We start from the raw sequence: 10,876 nt of genomic DNA, 5'->3' as shown, positions 1-10,876 counted from the left end.
CAACACCCTGGACATGTGGACCTATTGGCGTCTGCTGGAGGGCGAGGTCTACATCGACCAGCCCTACCGCGACAGCCGCGACCTCGACCCGCCGGTGCTGCACGTCGAGATGATGAACACGCCGGTGATCAACGAGGACACCGGCGCGGAAATCTCCGACCATCTCTACGTCTACTGGAAGAACGGCGCCGAGCGCATGGAGCGCGCCGGCGTGCAGGGCGGCACCATCCCCATCAAGATCGGCCCCAAGGCGGTGCTCGATCCCTACGGTTGGGACAACGAGGACTACCAGGCCGACGACTGGTTCGCCGACTACCTGACCGCGGCCATGGGCTACCTCATGCCGCGCTTCAAGGGCCACCGGAAGAACTTCAAGGACCGGCCCAATGGCGGCATCGGCGCCTTCACGCCGGACAACGTGCCGATCTTCGACTGGATCATGCCCAACGCCTACATGATCGCCGACTCCAACCACGGCTTTAAGATGACCGGCGTCGGCAAGCTGGTGGCGCGGATCCTGGCCGGCGACAACCGGGTGGCGGAGCTGGAGCCCTTCGCCATCTCGCGCTTCGCCGAGGGCCGCACCTTCGGCGCCTCCAACAGCCACTGCCCCTGGGTCTAGACGAGGCCACCTGCTTCGGGCACGAGGGGTCGGCACCTAGCGGTGCCGGCCCCTTCTTCTTTGCAACGACCCAAAGCGATGTGTGACAGCCGGCTCCTGTGGATCGCCAGGAAGTCACCTCACCCTGGAGATATTCTCGACGCGGTCATTCGAACGCGTAGCCGGAGGTCGAATGGCTCTTCTCCGATACAGCAGGGCCGTAGCGCTCGATGAACTTTCGGCTGATGGGTTTGCGATGCTGACTCGTTTCCGGATTTAACCCCTCGGCTTTCAGCACCGCACAGGCAAAGGTGTCGGCGTCCAGGGTCTCTCCAAGAGAGAGCAGATCGCGGGCACGCAATTGATTGCAGAAGCCCCAGATCACGCAGAGATCGTTGATCAAGAGGTCGAGGTCTGCGGCCAGATCGGCTTTTCGCTTCCGGCTCCAGTTCATGATCGGAGTTTAGCGCCTTCTCACAAGCGGTGCGAGGGCGGCACCACGCGATGCCGCCCTTTCTGCTGCACCGGCCCGAACGGCTCAGCCCGGGTAGCTGTCGTGCAGGCGCACCCAGTCCATAAGGTCGTGGCGCGGGCCGGTCTCGTTGCGGCCCTTTGGCGTGAGGTCGAGATAGTTGTAGGCGCCGAGCAGGTGTTCGTCGCCCCGGGCGTAGCAGGAATAGGTGTGAAAGACGGCGCCGGCCTCGTCCCTGGCAAAGACGCTGGTGCCGGCCAGTTCCTCGCAGAGGAAGTCGCTTTCCTCGAAGTTATAGACAACCCGCCCGCGGGCCTGGTCTTCGGGGGTAAAGGAAACCTGGAAGTCATAGTTGAAGTCGCTGCCGAAGGAGGAGACCCAGGGGAAGCGCCAGCCCATGCGGCTCTTGAAGGCCTCGATCTCCGATATCGGCGCGCGGGAGATGGCCACGAAAGCAACGTCATGATGGCGCAGGTGAAGGTTGGCGCCGTCCACATGATCGGCGCAGAAGGAGCAGCCGATGCAGCCCTCCTCCCAGCCGGGTCCCAGCATGAAGTGCTGCACGATCAACTGACTGCGGCCATCGAAGAGGTCCGCCAGCGTCTGCTTGCCATCCGGTGATTCGAAGACATAGGGCTTCTCGATCCTGACCCAGGGCAGTTCCCGGCGCTCTGCAGCCAGCGCGTCGCGGCGGCGCGTCAGCTCCTTCTCCTTCACCAACAGCGCTTTCCGCGCCGCAAGCCAGTCTGCGCGTGAAACGATCTTCTGCGATGTCATTGTCCGTCCTCCTGAACAGGGTGCAGCCGTTCGTGCCGATCAGGCGTCGCCGGCCAGGTAGTCGTCGAGCCTGTCGAAGCAGCTTTCCCAGCCGCCCCGATGGGACTCGCGGGCGCCTTCACTGCTAAAGAGGGCCTGGTGGAAGCGCAGCCGCGTCCTCTCACCCTCCGCAACGAAGACGGCGGTCACCAGCGTGTCGTCCTTGACCGCGCCGTCCGCGCCCTCCCAGCCGTGGGTGAAGACCAGGCGCTCGGGTGCCACGATCTCGCGGTAAATGCCGCGCAGCCAGTGCTCCTCGCCCTCCTCGCTGGTCATGCAGCAGCGGTAAGCGCCGCCGGGGCGAGTGTCGAAGTCGCAGGCGGAGAGCGTGAAACTGCGCGGCGCGAACCAGCGCACCAGATGCTCCGGCTGGGTCCAGACCTTGAACACCAGCGCCCGCGGCGCATCGAAGAGGCGCTCGATCACCAGAGTTCGCTCGGCGGGCTCGGTGATACTTGCTGTGGCTTTCATGTTGATGGTCCTCAAGACAAACAGGGGTGTCTTCATACGGCCTGCAGTTCCCGCACCGCCGCTTGGACCGACGTTGGGACCTCGGCGCCCTGCAACACCGCCAGGCGCGCGCCGACCCGGTCGAAGCAGGCGGCCATCGCCCCGGCGTGGACATCGCGCTCCGCCGCCCCGTCGAAGCGGCCCTGGCGCAGCGACAGGCGCGTCCGGGGCGCTGCGTCTTCGCCGACATCCTCAAAGGTGACGGTGACCAGGGTCTCCCGGCCGGAGACACCGGTGTCGCCCTCGGCCGTGAAGGTGGAGACCAAGCGCTCCGGTGGTGTCACCGCGCAGTAAACCCCGCCGAGGCGAAAGGTGCTGCCGTCAGGCGAACGCAGGCAGCAGGCATGGCGGCCGCCCCGACGCAGATCTTCCTCGCAGGACAGGAGGCTGAAGCCCGGCGGCACCGCCCAGTGGACGATGTGCTCCGGCCGGGTCCAGACCTTGAACACGAGATCGCGCGGTGCATCGAAGACACGGGCGATGAACAGCGCGCGGTCCTCTGCGGAAACACCGGCGGCCTGGAGGCGCATCAGCCTTGCCCTCTGCCTAGAGGTCGCGGAGGTGGGCCGCGAGATGATCCAGGCCATCGGTCCAGCCGGGCTCCATGGCCGCCGCCAGGGGTGCCGCCGCCGGATCGTGGAGCTTCTCGACCGCAGCCTCAACCGTCAGCAACGTACCGCCCTCCGCCTCGGCGAAGGTTACGGTGGCAGCGGCGTCGAACAGCGGTGTCAGCGGACCGTCCGGGGGCGTGCGCGACAGGATGGCGTTGGCGACGACGATACGCTCCGGCGTGACGATTTCCTGATAGCGGTTGCGCCAGTGGAAGAGCTCGCCCTCCGGCGAGCGCATGACGACCTCGGAGCTGCCGCCGACGCGGAAATCGACGACACAGTCGACCACCGTAAAGCCTGCGGGATAGGACCAGCGCGACAAGTGGTCGGCGGTGGTCCAGGCCTCGAACACCAGCGCGCGGGGCGCGGCGAAGTGCCGGGTCAGGGTCAGCGGCGGGATCTCGACTGTGTGGGGATCGGCCAGGGCTGTCATGGTCTTCTCCTTTGTTGGGGGGCTTGGAGAGCAACGCACTAGCTCTTCTTCTTCGGCGCGCGGCTGCTTTGCAGCTCCTTCAGGTAGTCGTCCAGGCGGTCGAAGCTCTGCTCCCAGAAGCGGCGGTAATGCTCCAGCCAGTCGGTCGCATCCTTTAGCGGCCCGGCCTCAAGCTGGCAGGGGCGCCACTGCGCGGCGCGCCCGCGGGTGATGAGCCCGGCGCGCTCCAGCACCTTCAGGTGCCGGGAGACCGCCGGCATGCTCATCTCGAAAGGCTCGGCCAGTTCACCCACTGTCGCCGCGCCGTCGGAAAGCCGCGCCAGGATCGCCCTGCGGGTCGGATCGGCAAGCGCGGCAAAGGTCGTGCTGAGAGCGTCGCTGGGCATATTGCATTAAACTCTTTCGTTAAATAACATATCTGTTAAATACAAGATCCAAGATCACAAGTCAAGCCGGCCGTGGCGGCAGGCGCGCGGCTGCGCCGGCAGCCGCTCACCGCAGCGGGCGGTCTTTCCGGAAGGAAGGGGTGTTTGTGGGAGCTGTCCCGGTTAGGACAGCAGATCGCGGATGACGGCGCGGTAGCGCTCCAGCACCGTACGCTCGTCCTTGTGGGCGCCCTCGCAGACCACCCACTGGCCGCCGACCATCACGTCGCGCACCGGGTTGCGGTTGCCGGCGAAGACCAGGGCATCGAGCAGGCGCTCGCGCGGCAGGTCGCTGAGCGGCGGCGCGGCGGCGTCCAGCACCACCAGGTCGGCGCGCCGCCCGGTCTCGATGGCACCGATGGGCCGGCCGAGGGCCTGGGCCCCGCCGGCCAACGCCTCGGTATAGAGCCGGTGGCCGAGGGCCGCGGCCGGTCCCGCCTCGCCCGCCAGCACGTTGCGGCGCCGGGTCGCGAGCCGCTCGCCGTATTCCAGCCAGCGCAGTTCCTCGACCGGGCTGACGGAGATATGGCTGTCGGAGCCGATGCCCCAGGCACCGCCGGCGCGCAGATAGTCCGCCGCCGGAAACAGGCCGTCGCCGAGGTTGGCCTCCGTGGTCGGACAAAGCCCCGCGACCGCCCCGCTGGCCGCGAGATCAGCCGTCTCCTGCGGGCTCATGTGGGTGGCGTGGATCAGGCACCAGCGGCGGTCGGGCGCGTGGTTCGCAAACAGCCATTCGACCGGCCGCTTGCCGGACCAGGCGAGGCAGTCCTCCACCTCCTTGATCTGCTCGGCGATGTGCAGGTGGACCGGGGCGCTGGCATCCAGCGCCGTGAGGCCGCCCACCGCTTCATCCAAAGTCTCAAGAGTGACGGCCCGCAGGGAGTGCGGCGCGAGCCCCAGCCGCACCTGTGGATCGCCCTCATGTGATTTCTGAAGTGCTTCAACGATGGACAGCAAGTCTTTGGATTCATTCAGAAATCTCTTCTGGCCTTCACCCGCTTTCTGAGCGCCGAAACCGCCGTAGCCGTAGAGCACCGGCAGCTGGGTGATGCCGATCCCGGTCTCGGCCGCAGCAGCGATGGTGCGCCGGGACATCTCCGCCCGGTCATCATAAGGATGCCCGTCAGGCCCGTGATGCAGGTAGTGAAACTCGCCGACTGCGGTGTAGCCCGCCTTTAACATCTCGACATAGAGCTGGGCCGCAAGGACCTGAACCTGATCGGGATCGAGGCGGCCGACGAAGCGGTACATCACCTCCCGCCAGGTCCAGAAAGAGTCCTCGCCGCCGCTGCCCGCCGGCCGGTGTTCGCTGAGGCCGGCGATGGCGCGCTGGAAGGCGTGGCTGTGCAGGTTCGGCATGCCCGGCACCACCGGCCCGGCCAGCCGGACGGCCTCGATGGGCACCGCGTCAGCGGCGACGCCTCGCGTGATCTGACTTAGATCGCCTCCGGCATCAACCTCCAGAAGCACGTTGTCGGCCCAGCCTTCCGGGAGCAGAGCTTGGGACGCGAAAAGCGTATGGAATGTCATCTTGACCTGCTATGGGTAGAAACGGCTGCGCTTGCGTGATGGGCAAAGCAAGCGTATGCCAGGCAGGTTGTATATACAACTTACGCCGCAAAGTCGGTGTCGCCGTGAAATGGGGAAGCGGCAGCCTATGTGGGACCACCTTTGGACCGGCGCGCGCCTGGCCACCATGGCGTGCGGCGAGCCCGACAACGAGCGCGCGCCCTATGGCGCGATCGAAAACGCCGCGCTGGCCGTGGCCGGCGGCGAGATCGCGTGGCTGGGCTCGGCCGCGACCTTGCCGGGCACGCCTGCCGATCTGGCCTCCGAAGTGCACGATGCCGGGGGCTGCTGGATCACCCCCGGTCTCATCGACTGCCACACCCATCTGGTTTTCGGCGGCGACCGGGCGCGGGAGTTCGAGCTGCGCCTGAAGGGGGCGTCCTACGAGGAAATCGCCCAGGCCGGCGGCGGCATCCGCTTCACAGTCGCCCAGACCCGCGCGGCCAGCGAAGACACGCTGTTCGACGCTGCGCTGAAACGCCTGCGGGCCTTCATGGCCGAGGGCGTGACCACCATCGAGATCAAGTCCGGTTACGGCCTGACGCTGGAGGACGAGCTGAAGATGCTGCGGGTGGCGCGGCGCCTCGGCGCGGCCGAACCGGTCACCGTGCGCACCACCTTTCTGGGCGCCCACGCCCTGCCGCCGGAGTACGACGGCCACCCGGAAGACTACATCGATGCGGTCATCGCCATGATGCCGGAGGTCGCGGCCTCCGGCCTTGCCGATGCGGTCGACGCCTTCTGCGAGCGGATCGCCTTTTACCCGGAGCAGGTGGCGCGGGTCTTCGAGGCCGCCCAGGCCGCCGGCCTGCCGGTGAAGCTTCATGCCGACCAGCTCTCCGACCTTCACGGCGCCGGGCTGGCGGCCCGCTTCGAGGCGCTCTCCGCCGACCACCTGGAGTACACCGGCGGCGAAGGCGTGCGGGCCATGGCGGCGGCGGGGACCGTCGCCGTGCTGCTGCCCGGCGCCTTCTATTTCCTGCGCGAACGCCAGCGCCCGCCGCTGGAGGCCCTGCGCAGCGCCGGCGTGCCCATTGCGCTCGCCAGCGACTGCAACCCCGGCTCCTCGCCGGTCACCTCGCTTTTGCTGATGCTGAACATGGGCTGCACCCTGTTCCGCCTGACCCCGGAGGAAGCGCTCGCCGGCGTCACCCGCAACGCCGCCCGGGCGCTGGGTATGCACGATACCCATGGCACGCTGGAAGTCGGCAAGGCCGCCGACCTGGCGTTCTGGGACATCGACCACCCGGCCGAACTCGCCTACCGCTTCGGCGCCAACCCCTGCCGGCAGGTGGTGAAAGACGGAAAGATCGTGCGCGGCGGCTGACACACCCGCAGCCTCCCGCTTCGCGGAACACTGGTCTCCCCCTCACCCTCCCGCTTCGCGGGCCCCTCCCTCTCCCACGAGGGGAGAGGGAAGAAATGACCAGCGCACCACGCAGACAAACCCTCTCCCCTGGCCAGAGAGGGTTATGCATCAGCAAAGAGCTAAGCTGGTTCATCATCTCCTTTGCTCTTCCAAGTGAGCCATCGGACCTTCCAGGGCCCGCTGGCCCTGCTAGTGATCGACAAAGCGCGCGTAAGCAATGAAGACGCAGAGCGCGGCAAAAAGCAGATGCACGAAAACCAAGAAAACGCGCCCAATCACCGTCCTGCTTAGCGCTCTTTCGAGCTTACCGTAGACAAAGTTGATGAAAGTGAACATGCTCCCCGGGCTTCTGCGCTTCAGAGTTTCAAGCGGTAAATCAGAACACACTTCAGCGAAGGCACCAAACCGCATCGGAAACGGCAATTCCGCCGTCTGCTAGTCCTGCCTCATCCTCCCGCTTCGCGCGGTGTTGGTCTCCCCCTCACCCTCCCGCTTCGCGGGCCCCTCCCTCTCCCACGAGGGGAGAGGGAAGAAATGACCGGCGCACCACACAGACAAACCCTCTCCCCTGGCGGGAGAGGGTTGCGCAGGCTTGGTGCGCCGATCGGCGAACCTAGCCGAAGCTGGGTGAGGGGGACATTTGTTCTGCTCTTAGGTCGCCCAAGCCGATGACTTTCGCCGTAACATTCTCCCGCACCCCAACCACGCCGAACCCGCCTAGTCGTCCACCGCCATCTCCGCCCAGGCGAGCATGGTCTGGACGAGGCCGGCCAGGACCGGGCGCACCTGTTCGGCCAAGTCCTCGCGGAAACCGAAGGGCGGGTCCTCGTCCATGTAGGTGATCTGGGAAAGCTCGAGCTGCACCGCGTGGATGCCCGCGTCGGGCCGCCCGTGGTGGCGGGTGATGTAGCCGCCCTTGAAACGGCCGTTGGCGGCGTGGCTGTAGCCGATTGCCTCGGCCTCCCGCGCCACCGCCGTCAGAATATCCAGCAGGTCCGGAGCCGCCGCCGCGCCGTCGCCAGTGCCCAGGTTCAGATCCGGCAGACGCCCCTCGAAGAAGCGCGGCACCTGGCTGCGGATCGAATGGGCATCCCACAGCAGGGCGATGCCGTGGCGTGCCTTCAGCGCCGCCAGTTCGGCGGCGATGCGGTCGTGGTAGGGCTGCCAGTAGGCCTCGCGCCGCGCCACCACCTCCCCCGGCGTCGGCGCCTCCCCCTTCCGATAGATCGCCTCGCGGTCGAAGGTGGCGGTGGGGCAGAGTTCCGTGTTGTCGGCACCGGCATAGAGCACTGCACCGTCCGGTGTGCGGTTCAGGTCGACCACGTAGCGTGAGTGGGTGGCCTGCAGCACCGAGACGTCGAGTTCGGCGAGGAAGTCGTAGAGTTCGGGGATATGCCAGTCGGTGTCGGGAACCGCCCGGGCCGCATCGGTCATCCGCGCCGCCATCTCAGGCGGGATGTGGGTGCCGCTGTGGGGCATCGAAACCAACAGCGGCAGCGAACCTTCCTTAAAGGTGAAGAGCTCCATGGACGTCCTTCCCGACAAGCCTCCGGCCCATTTGGCTGTCCGGCCGGCGCTACGCTGGCCAGATTGACCGGTCTTTTGTATACCGGTCTTGTATATACAAGTTTGCGCCGCCGGGTCACCCGCGAAGGGAAGCCAGTCCGCCCCATGCCCTCGTCCTCCTCCGGATCCGCCTCCACCGCCGCCGGCCTGCGCGACGACGCGCCGCTCTATCAGCAGGTCAAGGACTACATCGTCGGCCGCATCCTCGCCGGCGACTGGGCGGAAGGCGCCCGCGTCCCCTCCGAGAACGAGCTCACGCGCGAACAGGGCGTCAGCCGCATGACGGTGCACCGCGCGCTGCGCGAACTGACGGCCGAGGGCTGGCTGGCGCGGGTGCAGGGTGCCGGCACCTTCGTGGCCGCCGCCGCGAAGCCGCAGTCGGAGGTGTTGGCGATCCGCAACATCGCCGAAGAGATCGCCAGCCGCGGGCACAGCCACGCCGCCGAGGTCTGCCTGTTGCGGCGGGAAAGAGCCCGCGCCCTGGAAGCGGGGCTGCTGGGCCTGGAGCGTGGCGACGCGGTCTTTCATTCCATCATCGTGCACCGGGAAAACGGCCTGCCGATCCAACTGGAGGACCGCTACGTCAACCCGGCCGCGGCGCCGGACTATCTGGCGCAGGACTTCACCGCGATCACGCCGAACCACTACCTCATGGAAGCGGCGCCCTTGAGCGAGGCGGAGCACATCGTCATGGCCGTCGCGCCGAGCAAGGAGGAATGCCAGCTGCTGGAAATCGCCAGCGGCACGCCCTGCCTGCTGCTGCGCCGCCAGACCTGGTCGCGCGGCCTGCCGGTCACATGGGCGCGCCTGCTCCATCCCGGCGACCGCTACCGCCTGGGCGGGCGCTTCGGCACCGGTCAGGTGGAAGATCAAAGCTCTCTCTAAGCCGCAGCCGGCCAAGCGCAGGCAGTACGGGACGTCACGGCGGCGGGCCGGCGCAGCGGAAGCCGACCATGTCGAGCGCGAAGTGCGGCGGGTTGCCGTGGCGGTAGGCGGCGCGCAGGCCGTAGGGGTTGTTGCCCCAGCCGCCGCCGCGGATCACCCGCTGCGAGGGCCGGCCCGGGAAGAGGCTCGCGGTCCATTCCCAGACGTTGCCGGCCATGTCGTCGAGGCCGAAGGGCGAGCGCCCGGCAGGATAGCTGCCCACCGGAGCCGTGCGCACATAGCCATCGCTGTCATCGGGCGCGCAGCAGTCCTCGGTGCCGAAGTTGGCCACCAGCTGCCGGCCGTCCTGCACCGGCGGCGCGGCGCCCCAGACGTAGCGCAGCGACTGCGGCCCGCGGGCGGCGAAGGCCCACTCCTCCTCCGTGGGCAGCCGCAGGCCATAGAAGGCGCAGAAGGCCTCGGCGTCATGGGCGGAGACCTGCACCACCGGATGGTCGTCCAACCCTGCGATGGAAGAGTTCGGTCCCTGCGGATGGCGCCAGTCGGCATTGGCGATCAGGCGCCAGCGCTGGCTCCAGACATAGCCGCTGCCGCGGATCTCGGCTTCGCTGACCCGGTCCTGCGCGGCAACGAAAGCCGCGAACTGGGCGTTGGTCACCTCGCGACGCATCAGGGAGAAGGCCTCCAGCGTGACTTCGCGGCGCACCTCGTTGGCATCGCCCCCCTCGTCGCCGGTGACGAAGCTGCCACCCGGAATGGCGACCAGGTCGAGCCCGGAATCGGCGGCGGCGGGCTGCAGGGTCCAGATCGCCCAGACTACAAGGACCGCGACGAAGCAGTGGCTTCTGACAAGCGTGCGCATGCCGGAAGTGAGCCATCGGCAGCCCGCGCGTGCCAATCACAATCCGGTGCGCCGGGCGCGTCAAAGTTGCGGCATGCGCTCCTGCAGCAAAGCGCCCTGACAGCGTTTCAGCGACCGCTTGTGCAAGCCAATGCGGCCGTCCCTGGACCGCGCAGCCCGCACGGGCTAAAAGAAGCGCATCTGAGTCGCCGATGAACCGCATACTGGAGTTCTCATGCCGCGACCCGGAAACCTCTGCCGATCTCTTCCCTTCCCCCTCCTCGTCCTCGCACCCTTCGTCCTTACTCTCTCTGTCTTTGCCGGACCGGTCCCCACCGCAGCGGCAGCGCTGGCGGAGAGACTCGTTGGCAGCTGGACCTGCCAGGGCCAGGAAACCGGCCTCGCCGAGCCCACCGAAATGACCCTCCGCTACCGGACGCGCGGCGGCTGGGTCCTCGGTGAGATGGTTCAGGAGAACGGTGAAATCCTACTCGACATCTGGCGTCGCGCCCCGTCCCACGACTTCACCGATCGCCGCATCCTCTCCCACGATGCGACGATGGAGATGGAGCTGAGAGACGTCACCGGCGACCACCTGAACCTGGAGGGCGAGATCCGTCACGTTCTCGGCGACGCTGCGCCAATCCGCGAGGCCCTGCGCTTTGCCGGCAACGATCGCTTCGACGCCATATGGGAGATGGAGACCGACGGCCGCTGGACGCAGATCCTGACCCGCGTCTGCACCCGGAGCAGATAGTCCTCGTCGTCTGGGCCGTCG

General features: G+C 67.3%; 13 protein-coding genes. 4 read left to right on the top strand and 9 right to left on the bottom strand.

Annotation, left to right across the window (positions count from 1 at the left end; all coding sequences use genetic code 11):
* Positions 1–622, top strand: a 622-nt coding sequence (locus Q0982_RS22700) for a hypothetical protein (RefSeq protein WP_322097093.1), incomplete at its 5' end; no start/stop codon positions are given.
* 145 nt (positions 623–767) lie between these two features.
* On the opposite strand, the gene Q0982_RS22695 is transcribed toward Q0982_RS22700, so the two are convergent.
* The 7 genes from Q0982_RS22695 to Q0982_RS22665 all read right to left on the bottom strand — a co-directional run bounded on the left by Q0982_RS22695 (position 768) and on the right by Q0982_RS22665 (position 5,398).
* Positions 768–1,055: a hypothetical protein gene (locus Q0982_RS22695; RefSeq protein ID WP_299400079.1), complete on the bottom strand. Its 288-nt coding sequence runs from the start codon at positions 1,053–1,055 to the stop codon at positions 768–770.
* A gap of 84 nt (positions 1,056–1,139) precedes the next feature.
* Positions 1,140–1,850, bottom strand: a complete 711-nt coding sequence (locus Q0982_RS22690; protein ID WP_299400077.1) for a thioredoxin family protein — start codon at positions 1,848–1,850, stop codon at positions 1,140–1,142.
* Positions 1,851–1,889: 39 nt separating this feature from the next.
* On the bottom strand, positions 1,890–2,360 hold the full coding sequence (locus Q0982_RS22685) for an SRPBCC domain-containing protein (RefSeq protein WP_299400075.1): 471 nt from the start codon (positions 2,358–2,360) through the stop codon (positions 1,890–1,892).
* 32 nt (positions 2,361–2,392) lie between these two features.
* Positions 2,393–2,929 (bottom strand): SRPBCC domain-containing protein, encoded by a 537-nt coding sequence (locus Q0982_RS22680; protein ID WP_299400073.1) that lies wholly within the window; start codon positions 2,927–2,929, stop codon positions 2,393–2,395.
* Between the two features lie 16 nt (positions 2,930–2,945).
* Positions 2,946–3,443 (bottom strand): SRPBCC domain-containing protein, encoded by a 498-nt coding sequence (locus tag Q0982_RS22675; protein WP_299400071.1) that lies wholly within the window; start codon positions 3,441–3,443, stop codon positions 2,946–2,948.
* A 38-nt stretch (positions 3,444–3,481) separates the two neighbouring features.
* Positions 3,482–3,829 (bottom strand): helix-turn-helix transcriptional regulator, encoded by a 348-nt coding sequence (locus Q0982_RS22670; protein WP_299400070.1) that lies wholly within the window; start codon positions 3,827–3,829, stop codon positions 3,482–3,484.
* Positions 3,830–3,991: 162 nt separating this feature from the next.
* Complete coding sequence (locus Q0982_RS22665) at positions 3,992–5,398, bottom strand: formimidoylglutamate deiminase (protein WP_299400069.1); 1,407 nt, start codon at positions 5,396–5,398, stop codon at positions 3,992–3,994.
* A gap of 166 nt (positions 5,399–5,564) precedes the next feature.
* On the opposite strand from Q0982_RS22665, the gene hutI reads away from it, so the two are divergent.
* On the top strand, positions 5,565–6,764 hold the full coding sequence (gene hutI / locus Q0982_RS22660; RefSeq protein ID WP_322097094.1) for an imidazolonepropionase: 1,200 nt from the start codon (positions 5,565–5,567) through the stop codon (positions 6,762–6,764).
* Between the two features lie 759 nt (positions 6,765–7,523).
* Here hutI and hutG read toward each other — a convergent pair.
* On the bottom strand, positions 7,524–8,333 hold the full coding sequence (gene hutG / locus Q0982_RS22655) for an N-formylglutamate deformylase (protein WP_299400065.1): 810 nt from the start codon (positions 8,331–8,333) through the stop codon (positions 7,524–7,526).
* 144 nt (positions 8,334–8,477) lie between these two features.
* On the opposite strand from hutG, the gene hutC reads away from it, so the two are divergent.
* Positions 8,478–9,257, top strand: a complete 780-nt coding sequence (hutC, locus tag Q0982_RS22650; RefSeq protein WP_299400063.1) for a histidine utilization repressor — start codon at positions 8,478–8,480, stop codon at positions 9,255–9,257.
* 34 nt (positions 9,258–9,291) lie between these two features.
* Here the strand turns inward: hutC and Q0982_RS22645 are convergent, their stop codons facing one another.
* Positions 9,292–10,119, bottom strand: a complete 828-nt coding sequence (locus tag Q0982_RS22645; RefSeq protein ID WP_299400060.1) for an SUMF1/EgtB/PvdO family nonheme iron enzyme — start codon at positions 10,117–10,119, stop codon at positions 9,292–9,294.
* A gap of 214 nt (positions 10,120–10,333) precedes the next feature.
* On the opposite strand from Q0982_RS22645, the gene Q0982_RS22640 reads away from it, so the two are divergent.
* The gene (locus Q0982_RS22640; RefSeq protein ID WP_299400058.1) at positions 10,334–10,855 is read left to right on the top strand and encodes a hypothetical protein; all 522 of its coding nucleotides are present in this window, start codon (positions 10,334–10,336) and stop codon (positions 10,853–10,855) included.
* The last annotated feature ends 21 nt before the right edge of the window (positions 10,856–10,876 follow it).

This window comes from Pelagibius sp., assembly GCF_028281305.1.
GTDB lineage: Bacteria > Pseudomonadota > Alphaproteobacteria > Kiloniellales > Kiloniellaceae > Pelagibius.
The sequence above is the reverse complement of the archived record's forward strand: the minus strand, read 5'-3'. Positions and strand labels throughout refer to the sequence as shown.

Bases quoted from the DNA above. Each gene is read 5' to 3' on its own strand.
- Q0982_RS22695 (WP_299400079.1), bottom strand. From the start codon at position 1,055: ATGAACTGGAGCCGGAAGCGAAAAGCCGATCTGGCCGCAGACCTCGAC.
- Q0982_RS22690 (WP_299400077.1), bottom strand. From the start codon at position 1,850: ATGACATCGCAGAAGATCGTTTCACGCGCAGACTGGCTTGCGGCGCGG.
- Q0982_RS22685 (WP_299400075.1), bottom strand. From the start codon at position 2,360: ATGAAAGCCACAGCAAGTATCACCGAGCCCGCCGAGCGAACTCTGGTG.
- Q0982_RS22680 (WP_299400073.1), bottom strand. From the start codon at position 2,929: ATGCGCCTCCAGGCCGCCGGTGTTTCCGCAGAGGACCGCGCGCTGTTC.
- Q0982_RS22675 (WP_299400071.1), bottom strand. From the start codon at position 3,443: ATGACAGCCCTGGCCGATCCCCACACAGTCGAGATCCCGCCGCTGACC.
- Q0982_RS22670 (WP_299400070.1), bottom strand. From the start codon at position 3,829: ATGCCCAGCGACGCTCTCAGCACGACCTTTGCCGCGCTTGCCGATCCG.
- Q0982_RS22665 (WP_299400069.1), bottom strand. From the start codon at position 5,398: ATGACATTCCATACGCTTTTCGCGTCCCAAGCTCTGCTCCCGGAAGGC.
- hutI (WP_322097094.1), top strand. From the start codon at position 5,565: ATGGCGTGCGGCGAGCCCGACAACGAGCGCGCGCCCTATGGCGCGATC.
- hutG (WP_299400065.1), bottom strand. From the start codon at position 8,333: ATGGAGCTCTTCACCTTTAAGGAAGGTTCGCTGCCGCTGTTGGTTTCG.
- hutC (WP_299400063.1), top strand. From the start codon at position 8,478: ATGCCCTCGTCCTCCTCCGGATCCGCCTCCACCGCCGCCGGCCTGCGC.
- Q0982_RS22645 (WP_299400060.1), bottom strand. From the start codon at position 10,119: ATGCGCACGCTTGTCAGAAGCCACTGCTTCGTCGCGGTCCTTGTAGTC.
- Q0982_RS22640 (WP_299400058.1), top strand. From the start codon at position 10,334: ATGCCGCGACCCGGAAACCTCTGCCGATCTCTTCCCTTCCCCCTCCTC.